The 26143-nt window shown below is 50.3% G+C and carries 24 protein-coding genes; 12 read left to right on the plus strand and 12 right to left on the minus strand.

Annotated features, from left to right (window positions below; all coding sequences use genetic code 11):
- Window positions 1–97 precede the first annotated feature (97 nt).
- The 4 genes from IB286_RS15725 (at window position 98) to IB286_RS10915 (ending at window position 2585) form a co-directional block, all read left to right on the plus strand.
- Complete coding sequence (locus IB286_RS15725) at window positions 98–952, plus strand: cytochrome P450 (protein WP_190765447.1); 855 nt, start codon at window positions 98–100, stop codon at window positions 950–952.
- A 258-nt stretch (window positions 953–1210) separates the two neighbouring features.
- On the plus strand, window positions 1211–1594 hold the full coding sequence (locus tag IB286_RS10905; protein ID WP_190765449.1) for a hypothetical protein: 384 nt from the start codon (window positions 1211–1213) through the stop codon (window positions 1592–1594).
- A gap of 48 nt (window positions 1595–1642) precedes the next feature.
- On the plus strand, window positions 1643–2026 hold the full coding sequence (locus tag IB286_RS10910) for a carboxymuconolactone decarboxylase family protein (protein ID WP_190765451.1): 384 nt from the start codon (window positions 1643–1645) through the stop codon (window positions 2024–2026).
- Between the two features lie 37 nt (window positions 2027–2063).
- Window positions 2064–2585: an AAA family ATPase gene (locus tag IB286_RS10915; RefSeq protein ID WP_190765453.1), complete on the plus strand. Its 522-nt coding sequence runs from the start codon at window positions 2064–2066 to the stop codon at window positions 2583–2585.
- Between the two features lie 60 nt (window positions 2586–2645).
- Here IB286_RS10915 and IB286_RS10920 read toward each other — a convergent pair whose 3' ends face one another.
- The gene (locus tag IB286_RS10920; protein ID WP_190765455.1) at window positions 2646–3080 is read right to left on the minus strand and encodes a PQQ-binding-like beta-propeller repeat protein; all 435 of its coding nucleotides are present in this window, start codon (window positions 3078–3080) and stop codon (window positions 2646–2648) included.
- A gap of 863 nt (window positions 3081–3943) precedes the next feature.
- Between IB286_RS10920 and IB286_RS10925 the strand changes: the two genes are divergently transcribed.
- From IB286_RS10925 to IB286_RS10940, 4 genes are all read left to right on the plus strand, one after another.
- Complete coding sequence (locus IB286_RS10925; RefSeq protein ID WP_450097558.1) at window positions 3944–4207, plus strand: type II toxin-antitoxin system Phd/YefM family antitoxin; 264 nt, start codon at window positions 3944–3946, stop codon at window positions 4205–4207.
- Between the two features lie 47 nt (window positions 4208–4254).
- Entirely contained in the window at window positions 4255–5052 is a 798-nt protein-coding gene (locus IB286_RS10930; protein WP_190765457.1) for a DODA-type extradiol aromatic ring-opening family dioxygenase, read from the plus strand.
- 122 nt (window positions 5053–5174) lie between these two features.
- Window positions 5175–6683 carry a flavin-containing monooxygenase gene (locus IB286_RS10935; RefSeq protein ID WP_190765459.1) on the plus strand — a complete coding sequence of 503 codons (1509 nt, stop codon included), beginning with the start codon at window positions 5175–5177 and terminating at the stop codon, window positions 6681–6683.
- 26 nt (window positions 6684–6709) lie between these two features.
- The gene (locus IB286_RS10940) at window positions 6710–7645 is read left to right on the plus strand and encodes an alpha/beta fold hydrolase (RefSeq protein ID WP_190765461.1); all 936 of its coding nucleotides are present in this window, start codon (window positions 6710–6712) and stop codon (window positions 7643–7645) included.
- On the opposite strand, the gene IB286_RS10945 is transcribed toward IB286_RS10940, so the two are convergent.
- The 5 genes from IB286_RS10945 to IB286_RS10965 all read right to left on the minus strand — a co-directional run bounded on the left by IB286_RS10945 (window position 7646) and on the right by IB286_RS10965 (window position 12465).
- Complete coding sequence (locus tag IB286_RS10945; RefSeq protein ID WP_190765463.1) at window positions 7646–8677, minus strand: AraC family transcriptional regulator; 1032 nt, start codon at window positions 8675–8677, stop codon at window positions 7646–7648.
- A 90-nt stretch (window positions 8678–8767) separates the two neighbouring features.
- Window positions 8768–9148 carry a TetR/AcrR family transcriptional regulator gene (locus tag IB286_RS10950; RefSeq protein ID WP_190765465.1) on the minus strand — a complete coding sequence of 127 codons (381 nt, stop codon included), beginning with the start codon at window positions 9146–9148 and terminating at the stop codon, window positions 8768–8770.
- A gap of 121 nt (window positions 9149–9269) precedes the next feature.
- Window positions 9270–10181 (minus strand): SDR family NAD(P)-dependent oxidoreductase, encoded by a 912-nt coding sequence (locus IB286_RS10955; protein WP_190765467.1) that lies wholly within the window; start codon window positions 10179–10181, stop codon window positions 9270–9272.
- A 38-nt stretch (window positions 10182–10219) separates the two neighbouring features.
- Complete coding sequence (locus IB286_RS10960) at window positions 10220–11473, minus strand: spinster family MFS transporter (RefSeq protein ID WP_190765469.1); 1254 nt, start codon at window positions 11471–11473, stop codon at window positions 10220–10222.
- Window positions 11474–11592: 119 nt separating this feature from the next.
- On the minus strand, window positions 11593–12465 hold the full coding sequence (locus IB286_RS10965) for an alpha/beta hydrolase (RefSeq protein WP_190765471.1): 873 nt from the start codon (window positions 12463–12465) through the stop codon (window positions 11593–11595).
- 326 nt (window positions 12466–12791) lie between these two features.
- Here IB286_RS10965 and acuI point away from each other — a divergent pair, with 326 nt between their 5' ends.
- On the plus strand, window positions 12792–13775 hold the full coding sequence (gene acuI, locus IB286_RS10970) for an acrylyl-CoA reductase (NADPH) (protein WP_190765473.1): 984 nt from the start codon (window positions 12792–12794) through the stop codon (window positions 13773–13775).
- A gap of 298 nt (window positions 13776–14073) precedes the next feature.
- The gene (locus IB286_RS10975; protein ID WP_190765474.1) at window positions 14074–16797 is read left to right on the plus strand and encodes a DUF6351 family protein; all 2724 of its coding nucleotides are present in this window, start codon (window positions 14074–14076) and stop codon (window positions 16795–16797) included.
- On the opposite strand, the gene IB286_RS10980 is transcribed toward IB286_RS10975, so the two are convergent.
- On the minus strand, window positions 16794–17720 hold the full coding sequence (locus IB286_RS10980) for an MFS transporter (RefSeq protein WP_223826326.1): 927 nt from the start codon (window positions 17718–17720) through the stop codon (window positions 16794–16796). The genes IB286_RS10975 and IB286_RS10980 overlap by 4 nt on opposite strands.
- Between IB286_RS10980 and IB286_RS10985 the strand changes: the two genes are divergently transcribed.
- Together IB286_RS10985 and IB286_RS10990 are read left to right on the plus strand one after the other, a co-directional pair.
- Window positions 17683–18075: a thiamine pyrophosphate-dependent enzyme gene (locus IB286_RS10985; RefSeq protein ID WP_398285049.1), complete on the plus strand. Its 393-nt coding sequence runs from the start codon at window positions 17683–17685 to the stop codon at window positions 18073–18075. The genes IB286_RS10980 and IB286_RS10985 overlap by 38 nt on opposite strands.
- Before the next feature lie 54 nt (window positions 18076–18129).
- Window positions 18130–19563, plus strand: a complete 1434-nt coding sequence (locus IB286_RS10990) for an aldehyde dehydrogenase family protein (protein WP_190765478.1) — start codon at window positions 18130–18132, stop codon at window positions 19561–19563.
- A gap of 62 nt (window positions 19564–19625) precedes the next feature.
- On the opposite strand, the gene IB286_RS10995 is transcribed toward IB286_RS10990, so the two are convergent.
- The 5 genes from IB286_RS10995 to IB286_RS11015 all read right to left on the minus strand — a co-directional run bounded on the left by IB286_RS10995 (window position 19626) and on the right by IB286_RS11015 (window position 26076).
- Complete coding sequence (locus IB286_RS10995; RefSeq protein ID WP_190765480.1) at window positions 19626–20696, minus strand: TraX family protein; 1071 nt, start codon at window positions 20694–20696, stop codon at window positions 19626–19628.
- Between the two features lie 86 nt (window positions 20697–20782).
- Complete coding sequence (locus IB286_RS11000; RefSeq protein ID WP_190765483.1) at window positions 20783–21367, minus strand: TetR/AcrR family transcriptional regulator; 585 nt, start codon at window positions 21365–21367, stop codon at window positions 20783–20785.
- Complete coding sequence (locus tag IB286_RS11005) at window positions 21357–22607, minus strand: hypothetical protein (protein WP_190765485.1); 1251 nt, start codon at window positions 22605–22607, stop codon at window positions 21357–21359. Before IB286_RS11005 ends, IB286_RS11000 begins: the two co-directional genes overlap by 11 nt.
- Window positions 22607–23491 (minus strand): outer membrane lipoprotein-sorting protein, encoded by an 885-nt coding sequence (locus IB286_RS11010; protein WP_190765487.1) that lies wholly within the window; start codon window positions 23489–23491, stop codon window positions 22607–22609. The genes IB286_RS11005 and IB286_RS11010 overlap by 1 nt, the downstream gene beginning before the upstream one ends.
- Before the next feature lie 32 nt (window positions 23492–23523).
- Complete coding sequence (locus IB286_RS11015) at window positions 23524–26076, minus strand: efflux RND transporter permease subunit (protein WP_190765489.1); 2553 nt, start codon at window positions 26074–26076, stop codon at window positions 23524–23526.
- Between the last annotated feature and the right edge of the window lie 67 nt (window positions 26077–26143).

The raw sequence follows: 26143 nt of genomic DNA on the forward strand, positions 1-26143 counted from the left end.
CTACAACCACGTTCGACCACACAGTTCTCTGGGCTATTTGCCACCTGTTGCTTTTGCAAAACAGGCGGCATAAATTTTGGAAAATCTCATCAGAGCTGTGGTACTAACTCTGGGGAAAGGTCAGCTGGAAGACATCAGCTTTCAGCTTGCCGTGGAAGTGGTAGGGGAAATTCTCGGCATCACCGAGAGTGATCAGCAGGGCAAAATCCGCCGCATTTATAATGTCTTGAATGCGAGTATCTCCAAAGCTAAAAACACCCTGCTGTCTAAATTTTGGCTGAATTTCCGTCGCGTGGTACACACCGGTATTTTCTTCTGGTACGACGTTCGTCCGGCAATCAAAGCCCGTAAGCTGCAACCGAAAGACGATGCAATTTCTACCTACCTGCAAGAAGGTTATAGCAATACCGCCATTATTATTGAGTGCCTGACCTACGGCTCGGCTGGGATGCTGACCACCCGTGAATTCATCATTATGTGCTCTTGGTATATGTTGGAAGACGAAAACCTCAGAGCTCAATTTCTTGCTGGTGATGATAAAACCCAGCTCGCCATCTTAATGGAAATTCTGCGTTTGGAGCCGATTGCCAATAAGGTGTTACGCAAATTGGATGAGCCGGTTGAAGGCCTATCTGAACAGACACTGCCTGCCGGTGAAAAATACGATATTGATATCCGTAACATCAATATCGACGAAAACTTTGTTGGCGAATGTCCGTTTGCAATTGATCCTGAGCGGGCGACCAAGCAAAAAGATACCGGTCGTTTTTATAGCTTTGGCGACGGCCCACACGGTTGCCCCGGTTGGCAGGTGGCACTACACGAAACCCGTATCTTCCTCACCCACTTCCTCGCGGTGCCCGGTATTCGCATGGAACGTGAACCGGACATTATATGGAATGATATGGTTCACGGCTACGAGCTGCGCAATGCCATCGTGGCTTGTGATTAAGATGGCGTGTGATTAAGCTATTTTTATAACGATTATGGAACGCGGCTGAGGCCGCGTTTTTTGTTTAAAGTCGCAGCGCCCGCATTTACTTTCATCATTAGACGCCATTCCATGCAGTTCCTGCTACCCTTAATAGGGTAATGGCAGATTTTGCCCGTACTTGAGCGAGCAAAAGCGGCGTGTCGTAAAAGTTCTCACGCTACGCCTGATATTTGGTTTAAATCTCCCTAACAATTTCACCTTAGAGAAGGAGCTCAAGTGAAAAAATTCACAGGATATTTTTTTCGTTCAATCTGTGTCATTTGTATTGTCTGTATAGCAGCCTGCTCTGTGACAAAAACGTATTCATCCAGTGATGATCTGTCAGAACCTTTAAAAGTTGGTGAGACATATCAAGTCCGTTTTTTAGATGGATTGAGTGAGAAGGCAAAAATTGTTGAGCTTGAAGAAAGCGGTTTTGCTGATGCGGCTGGACACTTTCATCTATTCTCCGAGCTTGAAGGGGTGGACGAAAAGAAATTCAGCTTTCTAAAAACTACGGGCTTAGCTACGGGAGTGCTGGTTGTGCTTGTTGGTGTTGGGATAATTCTGATTTCTGGTTTTTTAGAGGATTTGGATAAGGAAAGTCGTAATAGCCAGTGATTTTCGACAAACTATAGCTGAAGATTTTGCAATTTATGGAACACAAAAATGACTGAAAAATTTGAAGAAGGTTTAGCCATTCGTCGCGAAGTGATGGGCGAAGACTTTGTTGAGCGGGCGTTTAATGGCGCTACAGACTTTACTATGCCGTTACAGGAACTCGTTACGGCCCATGCCTGGGGTGAAATCTGGGGTCGAGAGGGATTGCCGCGTAAAACGCGCAGTCTGATTACCATTGCTACCTTGGCCGCATTGAAAGCCCCAACAGAGTTAAAGGGCCATGTTCGCGGCGCATTGCGCAATGGCTGTAGCGTTGAGGAAATTCAGGAAGTCTTGCTGCACTCGGCAGTGTATTGCGGTATGCCTGCGGGTATTGAGGCGTTCCGTGCGGCTAATGAAGTAATTCAGGCGTGGCAGGTGGATCAGCCCTAAGCAGTTGGTTTTATTTTCAAACAAAAAGGATGTTGGTTTGAGAAAAATACTCATCTTTGGCAATTCCGGTTCTGGAAAATCGACCTTGGCTAAAAGGCTTGCCAATGAGCAGGGGCTGGCGCATTTGGATTTAGATACGGTGGCTTGGAAGACCAGCTCTGAGCTAGAGCCCAGTTCTTCGCAAACGCAAAGGCCACCCGAGCGAATGCCATTGCAAGAGTCTTGGCAGCAGCTAGCGCCGTTTATTAATGATCATTCTGGCTGGGTGATTGAGGGCTGCTATACCGATTTGCTGGAGTTACTGGCAAGCCACGCCAGCGAAATAATTTTTATGAATTTATCGGTAGAGGATTGCATCGCCAATGCCAAGCGGCGGCCTTGGGAACCACACAAGTACGAGAGTAAGGCGGCGCAGGATGCCAATCTGATGATGCTGCTCGACTGGATTGCTCAGTATCCCGAGCGCGACGATACTTTTTCGTTAAAGGCGCATCAGCAGTTTTATGAGGGTTTTGGCGGGGATAAAATTGTGATTGCTAAGAATGTAAATTTTCTCTAGGTCGGCAATTTCTTCAGGCAAAAAAAAGCGCCCGAAGGCGCAAAACGTCTTACAGGGAAACTATTTCTTGAGCTTATAGGCCAGCACGGAATCACCCGGAGTGGATTGATACATGCTGTGGCCGCCGGCAGTGAAGAAAATATATTGCTCGCCATCAATTTCATAACTGACGGGAACCGCATTACCGCCGGCGGGGAGTTTATCGCTCCACAAGACTTCGCCGGTTTTAATGTCGAAGGCGCGCAAAGTGTCATCCAGTGAGTAGCCGATAAACACCAAGCCACCCGCTGTTGCCAGCGGGCCGCCAGCACCGGGTGTGCCCAGCATCATGGAGAAGGGTGAGCCCATCATGGCACCGACATCGCCCAGTGGAATTTCCCAGACGATTTCTTTCTTCACCATATCGACCGCGGTCAGCACCGCCCATGGTGGCTCTGAGCAGGGGGCGCCCAGCGGCGATAGCAGCGGTGTGTTCGGATGGTGTGGCCTTTGCACTTATGGCGGTCAATGCCCATGCGCAGTTTAAAGCCTTCGCTTGCTGAAATATTGATGACGCTTACTGGCGATTACTATTGAAGTCTCTGGTAGAGTCTTCCACATAACCTAAAGATTCTTCAGAGAGTGTATTGAGCACCAGCATGATTGCACTAGCTCTGGTATTTTGGTCGAACAAGGTGCCCTGTGGCCCTTTAAATGCCGCAGGTTTTGCCGGTCGTACATGGTGTTGGGGCTGGTGCCATAACATGAGGTTTGCGAGGTTTGGCCACGCGGTGCTACTACTTTAGTGGCGTGGGTGACAACCGATGCGTGGTGTGCTGTGATTGAGTAAAGCCACTAATCGCGAATGAGGTGTTTTCGTTACCAAGCCGGGTATTGTTCGTGAGGCCCGGAGTATAGGTGGCGATATCACTGGAGTTGGTCAGGTTGGCAATGACGATCTGATCTTGACTTAATATAGTCGAGGAGATCGCAATATCTTGTGAAGGCTCTTCCCGACGCTGTACGGAAACAACTCCCTTAAGTCTTGACTGGAGTGGCTCCAAAGCAGTTTCGTCGTCAGGGTATGAATTAATATTCCGCTGAGCAATCTGAATTTATCCTCTTGCTATCAACGGCGCTGAATTGCGCCCTTGATCTTCCCCTATTTATTTGTCACTCTTTGACTAGCCGTACATGGATGTCGGTCGGTCAGCTCCCCCTCGCTGGCCAAGGTTTGTTTTATTTCGAGGGTAACTATAGGGAAATAGTGACTTATGTTTGAATCTTCTGCGTCTCCACCATTCGTTCCGTATTTCCGCAAATCCTGTTGCGATTCCCGCTTTCTCTGCAATTCATTAACGTAAAAATACGGTCTTATTATGGAATTGAATAAATCACGTTTTTCGGCAAGTCCGATGCGTCAGGTGTTGGCGGACTATACCGTCAGTATTTCTGAGCTAAAGAAAAATCCCTCCGCTTTATTGGTTCAGGCCAGTGGTTCACCGATTGCGGTGTTGAATCATAATAAGCCGGCGGCGTATTTGGTTCCGGCCGATACCTATGAGGTGATGATGGATCTTATGGAGCACGTGGAGTTGGCCAAGCGCTTGGAGGAGCGTCAACTGGAAAGCGCTTTAAGTTAAGGCGTACTGCTTCTATGCTAAAGGCCTGTATCAATGCGGGCCTTACCATGAGTTCCAAACACAACACGATTTTTATTTCCCACGGGGGAGGGCCACTCCCTCTATTGGGTGATCCTGCCCACGAAGCACTGGTGAAGTGCTTGCAGCAGATTGCCGCCGAGATTCCCCGCCCTGATGCGATATTGGTTTTGAGTGCCCACTGGGAAGAAGCTATCGCCAGTGTGACAGCCGCTGCCAAGCCTGACTTACTTTATGATTACTATGGTTTTCCCGCTGAGTCCTATGCGATTGAATATCCCTGTCCGGGTCATCCTTCGCTCGCTAAAGCAATATCTATCGCGCTAAATCAGACCGGTGTTAGCGCCCGGCTAGAATCTGAGCGCGGCTTGGATCACGGGGTCTTTGTCCCCCTTAAAATTATGTATCCAGAAGCGAATATTCCCTGTGTGCAATTGTCGCTGCTATCCTCCCTTGATCCAGAAGCGCATATTGCGATGGGGGAAGCTCTTGCCAATCTTGATTGGGACAATTTACTGGTGATCGGCTCGGGCTTTACCTTTCACAACTTGCCCGCCTTTTTCCGTACGCCAGATGATGAGTTCTATCGCAGCAATCAACGCTTTGAAGCTTGGTTGGAACAGGTTTGTATGGATGCCGAAATGCCCGAAGCGGAGCGACGTCAGCAACTGATCGACTGGTCATCCGCACCGGGTGGTCGTTACTCCCATCCGCGAGAAGAACATTTACTGCCGCTGCATGTTTGCTACGGAGTGGCGAAAACGGCATGTGTAAAGCGTTATAGCGTGGAGGTGATGCAGACTCAATGCAGTATGTATCTCTGGTAGCTGGCCCCTTTTGGGTAAGGCATGTCACGTTAAGTTAAGCATGGCATAGCGTGTCAATACTCAGTAGCACTCAAGGCGGATGATGCCCCCGTTATTGAATGCGCCGTTTTAAGGGGGCCGCAGTGAATCATTTCCAAACCATAATTATTGGCAGCGGCTTTGGTGGTCAGTGTGCCGCAATGAAGCTGAACAAGCTGGGATTGACGGACTACGTCATTTTGGAGCGCCGCGACTTTATGGGCGGAACTTGGTGCCAGAACACATACCCCGGAGCCGCCGTTGATGTTCAATCTCCCTTGTATTCGATTGAAGCTGAGCCCTATCAGTGGAGTCAGATGTTTGCCGAGCAGGCCGAGCTTGAGCAATACACCAACTACGTTATCGACAAGCATGGCCTGCGTGACAAAACGCGCACCAATACCAATGTTGAGCGCGTTCATTGGGATGAGGTCGGTCAGCAGTGGGTGGTGAGTAGCAATGCCGGTGAATTTACAGCTCAGTTTTTGATTAACGCCTCTGGCCCTTTGAGTACGCCGATGATTCCGAATTTTAACGGTCGGGATAACTTTGCAGGTACCTCGTTCCATACCAATAACTGGGATTGGAACTACGATTACAAGGGCAAGCGGGTGGCGGTCATTGGCAGTGGTGCCAGTGCGGCACAGGCGATTCCCGCTATGGCAGGCGATGTGGCTGAAATGCATGTTTTTCAGCGCAGCCCGCATTGGGTTTTGCCAAGACCTGATCGCAAATTTGGCAAGTTTGCACGCTGGCTGCTGGGTAAGAAGCCCATGTACAAGCTATTGCGATCGCTCATTTATTGGACATTGGAATACCGGGTACTGGGGTTTAAATATTCCAAAACCATGCTCAAACTCGTGGCCCAGCGCAAAGCGGAGCGCTTTATTAAAAAGACGATTCGCGATCCGCAATTGCAAAAGGCGCTTACGCCTGACTTCACCATTGGCTGCAAGCGCATCATTCTTTCCAGCACCCTCTACCCGGCCTTAGATCAAGATAATATCCACGTACATACCAAGGAAGATGGCATTGCTGAAATCAATGAGAGCGGCATTCTCACCACGCAGGGTCATCAAGTGGATGTGGATCTGATCGTCTATGCCACCGGCTATTGCGCCACCGATGGGGTGATTTCATACCCCGTGGAAGGGCGTGAGGGACGCACCATCGCCCAGCAGTGGGCAGAGTTTCCAAGGGCATATTTGGGTACTAGCCTGCCCGGTTTTCCCAACCTGTTTATTATCACTGGCCCCAATACCGGTATCGGCCACACCTCGGCAATTTTTGTGATTGAAGCGCAGCTTAATTACATTGCAAAGGCGATTAAAAGCGTGGTCAGCGGTGGTCATCGTGCCATAGAAGTCACCGAGCAGGCTGAAGAAAACTACACCCAGATGATTCACTCCGAAATGGAAAAAACCGTGTGGAAGTCCGGTGGTTGTAATAGCTGGTATCAAAGTAAAAGCGGCCATGTGATTGCCATGTTCCCCGGCTTTTCCTTTACTTACCGCCGTATGGCCTCGGCTTTTAAGGCAAAGCACCATCGCTTTATTGCCGCCTTGAGTCGAAAATCTAGCACGCAGCCCGCTAAAGCGTCACAGATTGCATAAAGATTAGAAAAAATAATGGGGGAGAGATGATGAAAAAATTAGTGTTGCTGGTGGTGATTTTGCTCTGCATTTTCACTGCGACCACGGTGATGACCTACCCAAGGGTCGGGCAGTGGTTGTTTGAAACGGTCGCCTCACTGGAGTCGAGCATCTATGGCTTGAGCACTCAGCAGCAGGATGTCGGCGATGTTTCCATGAGCTATTACCGTGGCGGAAAGCAGGGCGCGCCTGTGATTGTGATGATTCATGGTTACACCTCAGACAGAACGGTTTGGGCACGTTTCGCCAAGTATTTTACCGATGATTACGACGTCATTATTCCCGACTTGGCCGGTCACGGCGAAACGCCATACGACCCTTCTTTAAGTTATACCCAGCAGGCACAGGCTGAACGTATCGCGGCTTTGCTGGATCGTTTGGGTATTGAAAAAGTGCATCTCATTGGTAATTCCATGGGCGGTTATATTAGCGCCTATTTTGCGATTGCCTATCCTGAGCGCACACTCTCTGCGGCAATGGTTGACCCCGCCGGGGTGATTTCGCCGACCCCAAGCGAGATGGATAAATTGCTGGCAAAGGGTGAAAACGCTTTTGAAATTAGCTCATTTGAAGATTTTAAAAATTTCTATCCGATGACCATGGCGCAGCCACCCTTCCTACCCAAAATTGTGTTGGATGCCAAAGCCGAAGAATATATGCAACGCCGTGAGCGCTACGCCCGTATCGGCAACGATATTCACACTGAGCCACGGCTGACCGATCGTCTGCATAAATTGCAGGCGCCCAGCTTGCTGATTTGGGGCGATCAGGATCGCTTGATTGATGTGAGTGCGGTTGCAGTTTGGACGCGGGAAGTGCCAGCGATGAAAGTAGAAGTAATGAAAGGTTACGGCCATATGCCGATGGTGGAAGCGCCGGCTGAAAGCGCCTCGATCTACCGAGAGTTTCTTGGGGAACTTTGATTAATCACCGCCCTGTCGATAAGCACCGGGTGAGTTGCCAAACCAGCGTTTGAATGCCCGATTAAAGCTGCTCTGCTCGGCAAAACCCAGCATCATGGCAATTTCCAACAGGCTCAATTCATTGTTGTGAATGTATTTGTGGGCCAGTTCCCGGCGCACTTCGTCGACCACTTGGGTGAAGCTGGTGTTGCGCTGATCTAAGCGGCGTTGCAGGGTGCGAACGGAAATATCCAGACTGGCGGCGATGGCTTCTAAGCTGGCTAAACCATAGGCCAGTTTTTCCGCAATTAGACGTCGTACTTGGGCTAATTCTTCGTCGGTGTCGGCTTGTTCACCACGCAATTCCAACAGGCGTTTTTGTGCCTGAACTTCCAGAATTTGTTTGATCTGCGGGTCGGTGCCCAGCAGTTTGGCATCGTATTCTGAACGCGGAATATAGGCGCGAATCGCTTTGTGGCCGTAGCTGACCGGCGCAGTGATTAAGGTTTCAATCAGGCTGGGTGGATCGCTGCGTTCGTAGGGCAGCTCGATGCGCTCAAAGACATTCTGGCCGCCGATTAACAGGGATTTAAGGCGATACCAGCCTGCCAGATTGTATTCGTATTCGTGCCGGCTTAATGGCCGATGACCTTCGGCGAGTTCGGCTTCCATGCAAATGGTTTGGTCATCGATGTGGTAGCGGGTGACAAAGCCGTTGCCGACCAGACTTTGGTAGCGAGCGTGCAGCTCAAACACCTCGCGGGCATATTGGCAGCTCATGGCGAGCAGCCCGACAATACCGACATGTTGAACTTGCATGGTCAGGCCTGCGTGCAGGCCAATATGGGGGTCGTTGCATTGCTGTTCTGCCAACTCAAAAAGTTGACCAAACTGGCCATTGTCGATACGGAGATCGGGGTTGGATAAATCGCTTTCGCGCAGTCCCAATAGTTTGAGGGCAGGCTCGTTGGATTGGCCCACGGTGCGCAAATAGTCAAACACCGGCTTGTAGTAGCCAATGGTGGTCCAGTGTTTTTGGGGCTTATTCCGCATTAACGGGGCTCGTTATTATTAAACCCCGATGATAACAGTCAGGCCCCTTGCTGACACCTTTCAGCCGGTTCTCTGCAGGCTGGCTGAACCTTATACCTTGATCAGCTCATAATCTCCGGCGTCGTCTACCTGCGCCTGCCATTCCTCAAATGCAGTCTTGGCAATGTCTAGGAATCTGTCTTGAACGGGCGTATTGGGCGTACCATCCTCGCTGATATATTGCTCTACCGTCACCGCCAGAATAGGGCAGCCGACCTCAAACTCATTCTGGCTTAGCGTGTGTATCCAATAATCAATGAATCCTTGTAGGCCTGATTTTGCGCCTTGTTCAGTGACAACGGCAGACAGCATTTGGCTCACGATATCTTTTGATGCCAGCATGGCATCCTCAATCAACTGTTGCTTTCCGCCGGGAAAGTGATGCTGAACCGAGCCCCTTGGAGTCTGACTGTATTTCACCACTTCACGCACACTAGTCGCGTTTAAACCTATTGCGCGATCTTTAAGACCGCATAATGGGTAGCGAGCAGGGTTAGCTAAGATTGAGTTTTAACGGATAGCGGGGCTGATCAAATAGTGCGATCCAAATCGCCTAACTAGAAAAATACTGCTGTGCTTTTTTCAGAAATTTTTCACTTTGCTTAAAACCGCTTTCGAGCGCGCGCTGATTTTCCTCGTTTGATAGCGCCTGCCAGTTCGCAACAACCTCTTCTGGTGTTTGCTGCTCTGGAGAAAGATAAATGCCGTCGGTCTCAAACATCTTTGCACTCGAATAACCACCGGCACCCGCACATAAAATCATCCGGCTTGGAGCCGCTTCATGGCAAAGGGTTAAGGCGCCAGCGGTAACCGCTTCGGGGGTCATCTTTTCCAAGATCTCTGCGGGCAGTAAATCTTCTGTCATTCTTGTTGCTGCGGCGGGGGCTAAGGCATTAACGCGAATATTGTATTTTTCGCCTTCGATTCCAAGCGTATTCATTAAGCCAATCACCGCCATTTTTGCCGCGCCGTAGTTTGCTTGGCCAAAATTGCCATACAGACCGCTCGAGGACGTGGTGACCATAATGCGACCGTAACCTTGCTCCTGCATGATTCCCCACACGGCTTTACAGGCATTCACGGTGCCCATGACGTGAACATCCATCACTAATTTAAAATCGTCGAGAGGCATTTTGGCGAAAGATTTATCGCGCAGTATGCCGGCGTTATTAATCAAAATATCGACCCGGCCCCAGCGCGCCATTGCCTGATTAACCATGTCCTCAACTTCAGCATAAATCGCCACATTAGCGCCGTGGGCGATGGCGTCACCACCCTGAGAAATAATTTCATCCAGGACCTGCTGTGCGGCACTGGCAGATGCGCCTACGCCATCTCGAGCGCCGCCTAAATCGTTGACCACGACCTTGGCGCCACGCTTGGCAAGAGCGAGAGCGTGGGACTTGCCCAAACCGTTTCCTGCGCCGGTAACAATAGCGACTTGGCCTTCAAAGTTGACTGACATATTGACTCCTAAATTTCATTACTCAAGCGCAAGCAATTTCAGCTTGCCTGCAACAGATCCTTTCTAAGGTGGCGAGCGGCGGCGAAAAATCCCATGGCCGCTAATATCATTGCCGTCGGAACGATAGTGGTTAAGGCAACGCCGAGAGAAGCATCGCCAAGGCTTGGGTAGAGTACATCACTTAAAATACCAACGCTCCAAGGGCCGAGGCCGAGCCCGATAATATTGAGAATAAAAAACAAAATCGCAGAGGCGGTAGCGCGCATGTTTTGCCCGACCAAACCGTGGGTCACTGCAATAACATTACCGAGATAGGCGTTTAAAAAAGTGCCCGGTAAAATCAGTAAGCTCAATGCGAGGTATGGGTTGTCGACAGAAAAGGCAAAGCCGGAAAGTGGCGCACTGATGAACAGAAAAATGATGGGAAACCAGATATACCAGCGTGGGTCATTTTTACCAAACCGGTCTGATAAATAACCACCGCTGAGTACGCCCACCGCACCGGCTACACCGAGAATGAGCGCAAGCCAGGTTCCCAGCTCGCCGGTTTCCATGCCGTGACTGCGGATCATAAATGAGGCGGTCCAGTTGGCGATGGCATAGCCAGCAAAGGCGTTTAGCGCGGCGGCGCCGGCCATAAAGCGAAAGGATTTTCGGCTCCAGAGAAGGGTCAATACGTCTTTCAGTGGTTCGCCTTGCGGATTGCTACTTGCGGTACGTGGTGGTTCGGCTACGGTGTAACGAACGAGTATGGCTAACAAAATTCCGGGGATACCAACGACAACGAAAGCGAGTCGCCAACCGAAGAATTCATTCAACCAGCCGCCCAACAAAAATCCAAAGAGAATGCCGATATTGACGCCGGTGGAATAGAACCCCATTGCCGTACCGCGTTTTTCGGGTGGGTATAGATCTGAAATAATGGAATGAGACGGTGGGCTGCCACCCGCTTCGCCTACGCCAACCCCAATTCGGGCCAGCAGTAATTGCACAAAGTTCTGCGCCATACCGCTGATGCTGGTCATAAAACTCCAGGTGAAGACCGCCAGCGAAACGATATTGCGCCGGTTTGATCGGTCTGCCCAGCGGGCGATGGGAATGCCCGCAGTGACATAGAAGGCGGCAAAGGCAAAACCGGTTAGTAAACCAAGGTGGGCGTCTTTTAAGCCGAGATCGGCTTTAATCGACTCCTGCAAAATCGCCAGTAATTGCCGATCAATAAAGTTAAAACTATAAACGAGGGTTAAAACCCCCAGCGTATAGTAAGCCGGTCGAGTGATGGTGTTATTCATGCTGATATCCGCTTATGGTTATTATGATTGGCTTGAATGCTCAGTGGGCGCCTTAGTTATTGATTCCGTTACTGTAATTGATTTGAATGGATACGCGAAGCTAGGGGGCCCAGTTCTTTTTACAGCTGAGGATTCGGCTCTAGCCATTGGCGCAGGAAAGCGTCAATGGATTGCCATGATTTCTTGCCAAGAAAGAAGTTGCCAATATGGCCGTAGGCAAAGCGCTCTTTAAGCTCTACAGGAACATCTGCATTTTCCAGTGCCTCGGCCAGCGCGCGAGACTGATCAATTCCCACTGTTAAATCCCAACTGCCGTGCCATAAATAAGTGGGTGGGGTTTGCTTATCGACATGCAGAAGTGGTGAGGCATCCGCGAAAATTTCACTGCCCACGGTAGCAGGATTGCCGCCGAGTAAGTCTTTCACTAGCGTTGAGTTAGGGTAGCGGCGTAAGTCATAGGGGCCTGCGCCAAGTACCAAGGCGGCTGGTCGAGGAACCGCCAAATTGGCTTGTGTTGCGGCGACCAAGCCAAGATGTGCACCCGCAGAATACCCCAAAATAGCAATGCGTTCTGGATCGACGCCAATCTCTTTCGCGCGCTCGGATATATCGGCCATCAGTGCATGCAGATCATCCCGTTGGGCGGGCCATTTTGCCTCTGGTGTTAAACGATAGCCCGCATTAATGGCGACCCAGCCAGAATCCAAAACATGGGCAACATAACGCTGCATTTGCTCTGGTTCGCCGCCCGACCAGCCGCCGCCGTGAATAAGCAAAACGGCGGCAAGTTTCTTCTGGGTTGCCGGGCGACTGACGGTGTACTGGGTTAGCTCGCTTCTTACCGTGGGACTGTAGTTAAAGGGGCCTAAGACTATGGGGGGAGCGGTAATTTGTTGAGCAGTAGTTGACTGAGCAGAACAGCCCGATAGGAAGAGCAATATCACAGCTAAAATGGGTTTTAGCGTTGCAAAAGCGAGATGCCGAAGGTCCATAGGAACACCTATATCGAAAATATATATTCCAGTACGTAGTCTGACGGTGATGTGGTTTTAAAATCGGGGGAAAGGTCAATGGTTATTTAATGGTCGGGTTTTCATAGGAAACCATGTCCGGAGTACGATACGTTAACGCGATATCAAATTTGGAAACTTAAGATTTCATCTTAAAGAAATTTATACAAAGCGCCTGATATTATGTGTTGGTGTAATTATCTATCTAGAGGCCGCTGCAGAAGCCTTGATTAACGCCCAGTTGCAACGGGCACTGTGAAGTTTGTGTGGCGAAATATTTTTAATAAACAAAACTGAGAGAGCTGACTATGTTTTCTGCAATTCTGATCAATAAAGACGATAACGGCCAAACCGTTGAAGTAGCCCAACTCGACGAGTCACAACTGCCAGAGGGCAATGTCACTATCGATGTTGAATACTCCAGCATGAACTTCAAAGACGGTTTGGCCATTACTGGCAGCTCGCCAGTAGTGCGTTCATTTCCAATGGTTCCGGGTATCGACTTGGCTGGTGTGGTAAGTGAGAGCAGCCACCCAGAGTATAAGGCCGGCGACAAAGTGGTTCTGAACGGCTGGGGCGTGGGTGAAGGTCACTGGGGTGGTCTGGCTCAAAAAGCCCGTTTGAATGGTGACTGGCTGGTTAAATTGCCAAGCGCTTTCGATTCTCGTCAGGCCATGGCAATTGGCACCGCGGGTTACACTGCCGCACTGTGTGTGGATGCGCTGGTTAATCACGGCATCACGCCAGACAAAGGCGAAATTCTTGTGACTGGCGCCACCGGTGGTGTGGGTTCAGTTGCTGTTTCTCTGCTGGCTAAAGCGGGCTACAAAGTGGTTGCGCTGACCGGTAAAACCAGTGAAGGCGATTACCTGAAGCAACTGGGCGCGTCTGAGGTGATGGATCGTGCCGAGCTGGCAGAAAAAGGCCGCCCACTGCAAAAAGAGCGTTGGGCCGGTGTGGTAGATACCGCGGGTAGCTTCACCTTGGCCAATGCCTGTGCGCAAACCAAATACGGCGGCGCGGTTGCGGCTTGTGGTCTGGCGCAAGGCGCTGACTTCAACACCACGGTAATGCCATTTATTCTGCGCGGTGTTGCGCTGCTGGGTGTGGATAGCGTTATGGCACCTAAAGCGCCTCGTATGGCGGCTTGGGATCGTCTGGCGCGTGATCTGGATGTGAGCCATCTGGAATTGATCGCCAATGAAATTAGCCTGAGCGATGCGGTGGGTGTTGCTGATCAGCTCATGAAAGGCACCCTGCGCGGTCGCGTTGTAGTTGATGTAAATAAGTAAGCTATTGAGGTTTTAGTTAAATGTCCTCTTTCTATTGAGTGGGCATGGTTTAATTTGATTTGCGGTTAGGGGTAATGGAAAAATATTATTTTTTGCTTTATGCGGAGCATTCTTCAGCCCAAGAAATAGGGCTGAAGAATGCCTAAGTCCATTGCCATTTATTCAAAAGTGCCAAAATTGAGCTAGTGTGTCATATTGCTCCTAGCTCCCGCTCTGTTTACTCTTTCGTCTCCGCTTGTTTCCCATTTTTGGTCTACGCTTAATCGTGGGAACACTGTCCCTGATGTCTGGAGACACTATGAATACTAATAAGTTAAAACTCGTTCTTGTTGTCATGCTTTTCGGCGTGCTTGCCGCCTGTGGCGGTTCTAGCTCGAGCCGTTCTACACCTACCGCAGTCGATACCGATCAAGACGGTATTGTGGATAGCAAAGATAACTGCCGCACTGTGGCCAATGCCAATCAGTCAGATAAAGACGGCGATGGTCTGGGTGACGCCTGCGATACTATTGATGATTTAGATATCGATGGTGATGGTATTTCCGAGGGTGATAACTGCCCGGATACGGCGAATCCAGATCAGTTGGATTCCAATGACAACGGCATCGGCGATGCCTGTGAGGCCGATACCGACGGCGACGGTATTTTCGATCTTGACGATAACTGCCCCAGCATCGCCAACCCGAATCAGTTAGATACCAATCTGGATGGCATCGGTGATGTGTGTCAGTCGCTGGCCGATGTTCCTACTATTAAGGTGTTGTCGAACCGCAGCGATCTGATTAACTCCGGCGATGTGCTGATCGAAGTGATTGCGCCAGAAGGCATAGCGGTTGACGCACTGGTGCTGACCTTGAATGGCGACAATGTCTCTGAGCTGTTTACCCTTAGCGCAGACAATCGTTTTATGGGGCTGCTGGAAACACTGGACCTAGGCGAAAACACCTTTACGGTAACAGTGGGTGATCATCAATCCAGTGTGATATTGCGCAATCATCCCAAGGGCGGGCCGGTATTTGCTGGCCCACAATTAAAGCCTTGGAACTGCCGCAATGCCGGCGCCGTTGATGAGCAGTGTAATCAGCCTACGGAATACAGCTGGTATTACCTGCCCGAGGGCGGTGAGGCGCTAGTGCCTTATGACACGGCGAACCCGCAAACGGATGTGGCAATGGTCACTACCGAGAACGGTTTAACTCTGCCATTTATCGTGCGCCAAGAATTGGGTTATCAGGATCGCGATCAGTACAAAATTGCCGTGCTGTATCAGCCCAATATGGCGTGGACGGCAAAGGCACCGCAGCCGCAATTTAACGGCAAGTTGATGATTACCCACGGCGCTAGCTGTGGCGTGGATTACGAGACCGGCGGCGCGCCCAATGTGCTCAAATATAATCCACTGGATTTTGCCGGAATTGAAGACCCCATCACTGGCTCCAGCCTTCCGGCCCTGAGTGAAGATAGTGCGATATACGCGCTGGGGCGCGGTTTTGCGGTCATGTCTACGGCGCTGAATAACTCTGGCCATAACTGCGATTTGCCCTTGCAAGCCGAGTCGATGGTGATGGCAAAAGAGCGTTTGATCGAGCAGTACGGCACACTGAAGTACACCATTGGTGCGGGTTGTTCAGGTGGCTCACTGGCCGCGCAGTGGGTGGCCAATGCCTATCCCGGTATTTATCAGGGCATTTTGCCTACTTGCTCCTTCCCGGATACTTGGAGCACCGCGACTCAGTTTGTGGATTACCACCTGATGCTGCAGTATTTCTTTGGTGATTTGTTCTTTACTGAGCAATATCAGGAATGGGCGCCGCAGGAATTTAAAGACAATTTTGACCCCAGCGATTACCCCTTTCAGCCAAGTCTTGAGCGCACCCTTGAGGGTTGGACGCTACAAAGCATGGCGGATGTGATGGGGCACGTTACAGTGATCAATGCCCATGTCAGTGAGCAGGCTCAGTTTAATGTCGCGATACCGGATGATCGCAGCGGTTGTGGCGGCGTCAATGACGAGACCCTTTACAACGCTGAGACGAACCCTGAAGGGATTCGCTGCTCGATTGTCGATGCCTCGATTAATGTTTTTGCGCCTAGGGCGGAGGCAGATTGGATTGCCCCAGAGGTGGATATCGGTCGCGGTTTTGCCGGTTTTCCTCTTGATAATGAAGGCGTGCAATACGGCTTGAGTGCGCTGCAGCAAGGCAAAATTACGGCTATTCAATTCATCGCGCTTAACCGCGATATTGGCGGCCTAGATATTGATACCAAGGCGACCGTTGATCGTACACCGGCTTCACAACCGGCACTGGCCAATGCTTACCGCAGCGGCATGATTAATACCGCCAATAATCTGAATCAAACCGCGATTATCGATTGCCGTGGCCCTGATCCCGGCCTGTTTCACGATGCTTACCGCGCCTTTGCTATGCGTGCGCGTTTGGATCGTGAGCACGGCAATCACGACAATCAGGTTATCTGGGGCGGCCCGACACCGATTATTGGTGATGCGGCATGTGCCATTAATAGCTTGAAAGTAATGGATACTTGGTTGCAAGCCGTAGAGGCTGATGATTCTGCCCTGTCACTTGCCGAAAAGCTGACTGCTAACAAACCGGCAGAAGCCGTGGATTCCTGTTATGACGGCTTAGGTTTGTCACCTGCGCCTGCACCGGCGGGCTGCCCTGAAGCTGTGCTCACGGTATATGGCACACCGCGTACGGTGGCTGGTGACTCCATCGCCACAGATACCAATAAATGTCAGCTCAAGCCGGTAGACGAAAGCGATTACACCCTGGGTGGCGTGATTCCGCTATTGCTGCCCGGTCAGTTGGATGAGATCAAAGCGATCTTCCCAGACGGCGTTTGCGATTTCAGCCAGCCCGGTGTGTCTGCCCAAGGCGCCATTCCGTGGATGAAATACGGCAATGATCAGGGTGAAGTGATCTACGGTGGTGAAGCCATGCCAGCCACGCCCATCAATTCTGGAACAGGGTGGATGGCACCTAGCTTCGGTGGTTTTTAAAGTGGGTTGAGTGGTTCGTTGCCGTGATCCGGCACCGCATCACTCAAACGTACCGAACCGGCAGGTCGATCCAACCAGCGATTGACCTGAATCGGAGCCTTCAATAAGGCGACCACTCTTTTCTGCAATTCGGTGTCGTCCAGCGTGCGACGATTTCTCAAGCGCAAATAATCATGCCAGGTCGGGCAGTTAAACCGCTCTACCCATTGTTCCGGGTCGCTGAGATTGCGCGACAGCGACCACTCATAAGCACCATTACGGCTGCGCGCTTTTTGCTGTTCCCGCATTAAATTATAAAAATCCCGCGCTTGATCCGCATCGACTCGATACAGCAATTCAATACTGATTGGCCCGCTGCGGCCACTAATGCCTAGCTGCACATCGGGGTCATCCAGTACCCGTTCATCCAATTCGGTAGAGGCATCTCTATCGGCAATGGGGAAGATCCGGCTTAGCAATAATGAGCCAATTAAGGCAGCGGCGGCATAGTAGAAGGTCATTGCCAGCCCTTCATGTTTGGCTATCAACCCCCAACCCCAAGAGCCAAAGGCTACGCCGAGGGTAATGGCTGCGGTGGAGGTGGCAATGGCGCGGCCCATTACCCAGCGGGGTACAAATAATTGCACCATCACGCTGATGGTGGTGGTGATCATCATCCATGCTGCGCCGGAAATAAGCAGAATAAACAGATCAAGAAATAATAGCCGGCTCTGCGCCAGCGCGACCAAGCTCAATGCCACGGTGACGGTACACAGCTTGATGGTGTTTTCATTACCGAAGCGATTGCGCAAGGGCTGCAAGATAAAAATGGCGCAGACTGCACCAATACCGAAGGCACCCAGCAGCAGACCAAAAGTATTGGCATCGCCCGGTGACTCCTCTTTTATGTTCCATATCGCAGAACTGGAAACTGCCGTGCGCAAAAATCTGCCGGTTGTGGTACTTGTAGGTGTGGATAATGCGTGGGGGCTGGAAGTGGGTTGCTGGCGCAAGCAAGTGGCCATGGACTCTCCTGAAACGGAAGCGCACTGGGGTAAAGGGGTGCGTTTCGACACTATCGCCAAAGGCTTCGGCGCAGAAGGCGTGTACGTGAATAATGAAAACGATATTGCCCCAGCGGTTGAGGCGGCAATTGCCAGCGGTAAAGTTACCGTGATTCACGTGCCGATTGATCCAGTGGCGAATGCCATGGATGCGCCAAACTACGAAGAATTTAAGTCTTGGTATACCGACTTTAAACCGGGCTACGGCGCGGATGCTGCCGACGTTGCTTATTAAGGGGAATGGCGACTTCGCTATTCAAGAATTTTATTTTGCTAGAAGGATAAAAAGATGCGCGAATACCTGAAGTTCTATGTAGACGGTCAGTGGGTTGATCCGCTTGAGGCGGGCAGCACTGAAACCATTAACCCCGCCACTGAAGAAGTGTCTGGCAAAATTGCGCTGGGCGGTGTGAGCGATGTGGATCGCGCGGTTAAAGCGGCACGCAAAGCCTTTGATAGTTGGTCGCAAACCAGTCGCGAAACCCGTTTGGCCTTGCTGGACAAGATAAACGCGGAATACGAAAAGCGCATGGCCGACCTCGGCTTGGCGATTACCGAAGAGATGGGCGCGCCCGCAGAACTGGCCGGAGGTTTTCACGTGGCCTTGGGTGCGGGTCACCTCGGCACCGCCATTGAAAGCCTGAAAACGTTTGAGTTTGAGCAGAAGATGGGCGCGACCATGGTTCGCTATGAACCTATCGGTGTGGTTGGCATGATTACCCCGTGGAACTGGCCCATTAACCAGATTGCGGTAAAAGTGTTTCCGGCTATTGCCGCAGGCTGCACCGTGGTACTGAAGCCTTCACAAGAAGCCCATTTCTCCGCGCAAATTTTTGCTGAAATCATGGAAGCTGCCGGTGTGCCAGCCGGTGTATTTAACCTGATTCAAGGTCGTGGCTCGGTGGTGGGTGCCGAGCTGTCGCGTCATCCCGGTGTGGATATGGTGTCGATTACTGGCTCTGAATCTGCCGGTATTGAAGTGGCTAAAAATGCGGCGGATACCGTTAAGCGAGTGACTCAAGAACTGGGTGGCAAGAGCGCCTTGATCGTTCTGGATGACGAGCAGCTAGCGGAAAACGTTACCAAGGGCGTGGCCGGAATGATGATGAACTCCGGTCAAACCTGTAGCGCAACTACCCGTTTATTAGTGCCAAAAGCGCGTATGGAAGAAGCAATGGCAGCGGCCAAAGCCGGTGCAGAGAGCGTAACCGTAGGTGATCCAAACAGCGGCGTGGCAATGGGCCCGGTGGTATCAAAAAGCCAGTTTAATTCGATTCAGCAATATATTGAAAAGGGTATTGCCGAAGGCGCAACGCTGGTAACCGGTGGCCCCGGTCGCCCTGAAGGTTTAAACAAAGGCTGGTATGTTAAGCCCACCGTATTTGCCAATGTCACCAATGACATGGTGATTGCCCGCGAAGAAATCTTTGGCCCGGTGCAAACTATTTTGGGTTACGACGATTTGGACGATGCCATTGCCATTGCCAACGATAGCGACTTTGGTCTGGCTGGCGGTGTGTACGGCTTAGATCTGGAAACCTGCCGCAACGTTGCCCGCCGTATGCGTACCGGTTGGGTGTCAATCAATGACGGTTTCGATTTTAACTGCCCTTTCGGTGGTTATAAAAAGAGTGGAAATGGGCGTGAGTGGGGCGAGTTTGGTTTTCACGAATATCTAGAAATTAAGGGTATTCTGGGGTTTGAACCTGCCGAAGAAGGCTGATTTTTTCTTCTAAACAATGAGTAATGAAAAACCCTGCAGTATTTAAGTACTGCAGGGTTTTTTTATTTTCTTACTTTTTGTTGAGGCATTAGGCATTGAGCCTTTTGGTCTGTCTGAGCATTAATTTGCTTTGCTATTTCAGAGCAAACGACTTCTGATTTCGTGTTATCACCTTCAATCCGAATGTGGTGAGTCTCGGTACGTACAACCCAGTAATCCTCGGATTTTCCATCAACCGTGGCCTCAAGCTCAGGTTCGAGATTTCTTGGACAAATCGACGAAGTAATTTCACATGTTGGACAGGAGGATTTCACCTCATTTTCAATTGTAAGGTTGATCGCCTGACACTGATCGAGACTTCTCACTGGCGTGCCAATGTAAAGCAAGGAGAAGTTTGGGGTTATGGCAGTGCGAAGAATGGGGTAATAAGGGTTTCCATAAACCAAAAATGTATACACCAGCAAAATTATTACGTACTGAAGCGGATAGATAATATAAAACAAATATTTGAGATGTGGGCTCCCATTTTTATTCCTGAAATAAATCAAAACTAATGCGGCCAAGCTCCAAAATTCGATAGGCGAGCTAAAATAGAAGCGAGATAAATCAACAGAATGCTTGGTTTGGAGGAGGTGGATTAGCAGTGGCGCCACACCGAGAAGCAAACCTTGAGCAGCGAGCATGACTTTGAAATGGTTGCGAAAAATATAAAACGCCGCCACAGAAAGAACACCGGCAATCCCATAATCTGTATTAAAAATCGCGGCGAGACTTGAGCAGGCGACTGCCATAGCCAGCCAGATCCAGCGGTTTTTGAATCGCTTTATTGCTCCAATTACTAGCAGGCCGAGGCACAGGGTGAACACCGTATTGAGTATCAGGTTGGGAGCACCAATGGCCTTGTTAGCAAACCAGAATGGGGGTTGGGCTACCAGTGCCAGTAAGGCTAAACGGAAGACGTATTGTTTGAGGTCGCGTGTGTGCTGAGCTCCATTGGCGACAAGCCAGGCAAACAATGGAAAAGCCAAGCGGCCAACTATGCGGAATATTTCGAACTGGGGGAAGAAAAAAAGTCCGATGTGATCGATGATCATGCTTAGGAGCGCAATGATTTTTAGCTGGAATGATGTCATCGTGAAATCTTGGTAAATCTTTCCGTTAAGTTAAGCGGCCATCGTGAATAAAATAATGAATTCTGACAACACTTAAAATAAAAGTTTTAGCGCGCAATACCTTTAAGCAGGGTCATGGCGCTGTCGATGGCGTAACGAGGGAAATCGATTTTTTCCGGCACAATACTCAGCGCAATTCCAATTCCGTCAAACACACCACGAATACCAGAAGCGATCGCATCGGCATCGGTCTTGGGGTGAAATTCTTTTTGCTTGATTCCCAGAGTAATAAGCTCGGCGAGCTGTTTGTGGAATAGATCGTACTGTTCGCGCATCAGCGCGTGAAACCGGGGTAAAAACCGTGCTTGGGCAAAAAAATCCAAGAACAGCTGATTGTACTGGCCCATATCAATCAGCACTTCCTGATGGTTTTCCAGCAGGGCTTGTAATTGTTTTGTCGCCGATTGCTTGGGGTCGGCTTCCATATTAATGCGGCTGATAATGCTGTCGGTAAAGCTGCTTAACACGCCGATAAGCAGTTCTTCTTTGCTGGCGAAGTGGTGATAAACGCCGCCCTTGCTCAGGCCAGAGGCCTCAACAAAATCGTTCATCCGGCTGCCGGCTACGCCTTTTTCCAGTAGCACGGTAATAGCGCCATCGATGATTTTTTGGCGGGGTAAATCAGAATTCATACTTGATACTCAGCGTGGCGGATTCCTCTGCAGGTGCAATGGGAATCGGGGTTGTGCTGTTCAAGTCGGCAAGGGTTAAGGCAAAGGAGGTGCTTAAATAATCATTCCATTGATAGTCGGCCAGCACGGTCACCATTGAAAATTTAGGCTCGGAAGAGCGATTGCCCAATAAGCTCATCGTTAAATCGTCATTCAAATACGTTTTTCGCCAGCCTACGGTGAGCACTTCAAAGTCTTGTTGTTTGGCTTGTTGGTCTTGGAAACGCGCCGCCCAGATACCGCCATTAAGCATATGGTTAGTGCGGGTGGTGAATTCAAAACCCAATGCGACATCGGCTCGTGAATCTTTGTCGCCGCTAATAGGTGTGATTTGTTGGCTGCGATAGGCCGCTTCCGCCTTGATCAGCAATCGACCCACTGCCACCGAGCTGGCGGCGCCAAGCATATTAAACTGGGCGAGCTGTGCTTCAAATCCGCTTGTCGGGCCGAGAAAAACTGGCGTGGGCGTATTATCAAATAGCCGCGCGGCCATCAGGCTAAGGTCAAACCCGCTGCCGTGCCATTTAAAGCGCAGGCCGAATTCCTCATCGGGATCAGCGTCAAGTGTGAGTGGTGGTGCGCCCGGAGCTAAGGTGATTTGTAGTGGGTGGTGCTGATAAATATCGTTTTTGGCTTCTGGTGTGTAAAACGCCTGTAACTGCGCCTTACCCGAAAAACACTCGCCCACTAGCATATCTTGGTGCAGGCGCACGGTGCCGTAGTCGGTTAATAGCTGTTCGGTGTAATCAAACGGCGTGACAATATCGGTAACAAAGGTGCCTTCAACACTGCCCCAAATCAAACCTTGTCGTCCGAGGGTGGCGGTGCAAGCACCCTGGCTGTATTGAATCGATGCGCGCTGCCATTTGATATTGTGATAAGCGTCGCCGCGATTCTCGGCAAAGTCATCTTCATGCCAAAAATAGCGGTAGCGACTGTCGAGTTGCAGATACCAGCCTTCGGCTAAATTGCGTTCAAATTCAATTTGCAGGCTACTTTGCTCTCGGTTGATATCGCCGGGCACTTGTGTGTGATTGTGGGCGAGGGTGGTTTTAAATCCATCGGTCCAGTGGGGCGCTTGGGTTTCGATTTCTGAGGAATCAAAATCAAAGTCGCCGCCACCGAGAAAATCCTCGGCAGTAATAACGCTGGATTGCAGTGCGAGTGCCGCGACCAGCAGTGTTGTTTTGTACGTATTCATTACTGAAAATACTGTCGCAGCGCTTCAAGGGTTTTTTCGCGGTAGGCAAAATCCGTCAGGGTTCGCTGGGTGAGAAACTCGTCTTCAACCGTGACATTCAAGGCGACCGCCTCGGTTTTCATATTGGATAAGCGCTGGGACTGAATATTGATCAGAGTGACATCCCGCGCAATCCAAAAGCCATTTAGGTTCTCAATATCTTTAAACAGAATTTGTTTAAAGGGCTTGCCGCGCTTGTCGTAGGTTTGCGCTTTGAGCAGGGTAAAGCGCTCTTTATCTACCCAGTACAGTAGCTTGCTGTAGTCGGTTTTCATTAAGCGCTCTGGTTTTGGCAGGGCTTCAATCACCCACACTTCGCGGTCATTAAAGGGGCCTTCCTGTAAGATTTTGTAGCTGTACTCATCGACATTGCCATTTTCCATATCCTCGGTGGTGAATTCCGAGCCGAATACGGAAACGGGCTCGCGATCTTCACCGGTGCCGCTGGCCATGCGTTTTACATTGCCCAGCGCGCTGAGATACAGCCAAGATTCGGTGTCACGGCTGGGGTCGTCGTAGTTATAGGTCAGCATGCCGATGCCGCGCTCACTGGCGGGCTCAAGCAAAATAGAAATTCCTTTGCTGTCTTTTTTGTTGGGGCCGTATTGCTTAGAAACACTTTCCAGCACTTTTACACGTGGCGTTTCCGCACAGCTAATCTGTTTATTACTGGTGCCAAATTTACAGGTGGAGAGTTGTGAGCGAGACAGATTACCGTCGGCAATATCCCGCTGCTGGGCATCCATTTTTTCCATAATGCCCTGTGCAGACAGGGTTTCTGCCTGTAGCGGTGCTACCAAAAAGGCCGCCACTAAGGCGGCGGTGAAATAGGGTTTTACTTGCATAACATCACCATTATTCGAATTGTGTTCAGCGTTTAAATTGCGGGCTCGACCTGTTTTGCATGTCTTTGGCGACCGAGCTTGGGTTTTAGCCAGTACATCAGTGCGGGCAGGAAGAGCAGGTCAGATAACAGGGCAACAAAAATTGCTGCCGCGCCAAACAAGCCGGGTTTAGCAATGCCGAGATAGCCGGCAAAACCCAGTACACCAAAACCCAAGCCGAGAATCAGACTGGTGAAGGCCACGGCTTGGCCTACTTCACGTAAGGTTTGTGAAACCGCAAGATCAACATCGCCATGTTCCAGCCAGGATTGCCGGTAGTGGGTGAGGAAATGAATGGTGTCATCCACGGCAATGCCAATGATGATAGGAGCGACAATTAGCGTGTCGGTATCCAGTGAAATATCCAACCAACCCATCACGCCAAAGGTGAAAATGGCGGGCAGCATATTGGGGATCATGGAGATAAGCCCCGCTTGATAAGAACCCAGCGCGACCATCATCAGCAGGGCGATAATGCCAAATGCCAGACTGAAGCTTTTAAACTGCGTCCAGGCAATGTGGTCCATTAGCTTCCACATCAGGTGGAAGGTGCCGGTCACTTGCACATCCATCTCGGGATATTTTGTTTTCAGAGGGCTGAAAACGGTTTCGACATCGTTATCCAGCAATTCAAAAAAGCTGATGTATTCGTCGGTGCCGCCGTTTTTCATAAACAGGGTGATATGGCTTTTGCTGTAGTCGTCGCTCACCACATCGCGGCGATCATCCGGATTGGCGTTATTAAACATATACAGAAGCTGGGCGCTCAACCGTGGGTCATCGGGAATGAGGTGGTAGCTCTGATCATCGCCATGCATCACTTGGCTGCTGTCTTTAACAATATTCGCCAACGACAGGGTTTTAACTACGCGCTCGCCATATTGCGTGGCAAGCAGGGACTGCATTTGGTCGATAGCTTTAAGCACCTCGGGGTCCTGCAGTGCATCGGCCTGATTAAAGTCCATGTAAATTTCTAAGCCCAATGCGCCCATCATTTCCTTGTCGACAATATTCATCGCTTTTTTCAGCGGCGCGGATTCTCGGGCGAGTCCCGCAATATTGCTATCAATATTGATGTTCATCGAGCCGATGATAAGAAACGCAAATACGCCCAAGTATGCAATCACAATGGCCTTTGAACGACGCTTGGTATAGCCCGCAATCCAGTTTAATAAGGGTTGAATATCTACCAGTGGTTTTTTGCCCTTGCTGTTATTGGTGGCGGAAAGGGGTTTTAGATGGGGATGCCAAAAGTCGAGCAGAATGGGCAGTACACACAAAATCAGCACAAAGCACACCGCAATTGCCAGCGCTGAGGTGGTGCCAAACACGATGATAATCGGCATATCTGCCATGGTGAGCGAGAACATGCCGACCATGGTGGTGAAGGACGTTAACAAGATGGGGTAGCCAGTTTTTTTGTACGCCAGCGCCAATGCCTGCTCGTGGGATTCACCTTCGCGTTTAAAATGCGTGTAAGAGCTGAGCACGTGAATACAACTGGCAATGCCTACCGCAAGGGTGAGCATAAAGGTGAGTACCAACATGCTGGAAAACACCAGCCCCATCCATGCGCCTAGCCCCAGTGCCCAGATATTGGCAATGCCGACAATTAAAATTGACCACACGACTGCGCTAAATGAGCGGAACAGTGCCCATAACAATACCACCACAATTCCAACCATGGCGAGAATGAGGGCGAGTGCTTCAATGATGCCATTCATGACAAAGTCGGAGGTGACCGGATTACCGACATAATAGAAGTCGAAATCGGCGTATTCCGGTGTTTCGATTAATGCCCGCAGCTCATTCATGAATAGGTGATATTCCTCAAGCTGCACGGTTTTGAACTGAACATCTTCAACCGTGGCATTGGGGTCGACTTCGAGAGATGTATCTAAATCGAGGCCAAAGCCATCATCTAGTAATAAATTGTCGGCGTTGGATTCGCTGGCGGCTTCGGTAAATTTTGGAACGGTGCCGATATTGGTTTTTAGTGTTAGCGCGCCGTACTGATAATCCGGCGAGTAAAACAATCGGGCAAAACTGTTTTGGCTATCAGCAATATTGCGGCGTTGCTCCCGTTCTGCATCGGTAGCGGGGAAGTCCGCGCCAATTAATTTCTTGGCAATGAGAGTATCGCCTTCAGCAATTTGATAGCGCGCATTAAATAGGCTGTCTACTTGGGTAATGCGAGCAAGCTCATTGGGTTCAGGCTGGAGGCTGGCCTGCTCGATTGCCTTGTGTAGTTTCTCCAGTGATTTTAGCGCCTCTGCAGAAAAGGCATCGCCGGATTTGTGTCGATAAACGAGGTATACCGATTCATCGCTGCCGAACTGGCGTCTATATACATCGCGCATTTCAACCGGCCCTGCGCGTTCTGGGAACCAAGACTCCGGGGAAATATCAACGGTGAAGTGCTGGCGAATACCGGTAATAGAAAAGGCGGTAATAGCGATAACAGCCAGTAAGCTAAGTAAACGGTAACCGCGCATTATTGCCGGCATTTTTCCGAACGCATTGTTCAGACTGGAGGAGAAGGACACAGAAAATCTCATTTTTAGTATTGTTGATAATGGAATGAGTTTAGAGACCAACTGGTCGGTCTACAAT

It is taken from the genome of Spongiibacter pelagi, assembly GCF_014705705.1.
Lineage (GTDB): Bacteria > Pseudomonadota > Gammaproteobacteria > Pseudomonadales > Spongiibacteraceae > Spongiibacter > Spongiibacter pelagi.